General features: G+C 35.8%; 1 protein-coding gene. It reads left to right on the top strand.

What is annotated here, in order from left to right; all coding sequences use genetic code 11:
- Positions 1 to 603: DUF4274 domain-containing protein (locus M3090_RS15535; RefSeq protein WP_249057774.1), on the top strand; the 603-nt coding region annotated here is incomplete at its 5' end.
- Positions 604 to 623 lie beyond the last annotated feature (20 nt).

Below are 623 nucleotides of genomic sequence, written 5' to 3'. Positions count from 1 at the left end.
AAACCATTATCAATCAAAATAAATTATAATACTATGTACGAAAATTTAAGTGAGAAACGGAAACAAGAGTTGGATACATTGAGAGAATGGGCAGTTTGCGCTGGAGATGATTACTATTTTTCAATGGCTCAATCCGACTTTGAAAAGAGTATGAAAGGTTGCGAAAATGAAGAATTTTTTAAGGCATACTCACGTCAGCGAAAAATTGGAATGGAAGAATTTGCCAATGAAATATCAAGGCAAATAACATCAATTCACAATTCAGAAGAATTACATTATTTACTGGAGAGCTATAACTACGATGATGGCAATTGGACTATTATGCAGTGTATAAGCCATTCATGCTGTGATATACATACTGCACGAATGGTATATTGGCTTTTAAGTCCAGATTACTACTATGATAGTTATACAGACCTTGAACACGTTCCCGATTCTGACATAAATAAAGGAACTCCCAAAGTGCTGAAATTCATTGAAGAAAAAGCCCTATCAAAAGGGTTCGTACATAGTTTAACATCTGAATATGAAGACGAAGAAGTGCCAAGCTCGAATGAATATACGGGTAGGATACCAGATTCCTTATTCGCAGGCAAAGATTGATAACACGCACCTCAATCGCC

It is taken from the genome of Bacteroides sp. ET71, assembly GCF_023336905.1.
In the GTDB taxonomy this organism is placed as follows: domain Bacteria; phylum Bacteroidota; class Bacteroidia; order Bacteroidales; family Bacteroidaceae; genus Bacteroides.
The sequence above is the reverse complement of the archived record's forward strand: the minus strand, read 5'-3'. Positions and strand labels throughout refer to the sequence as shown.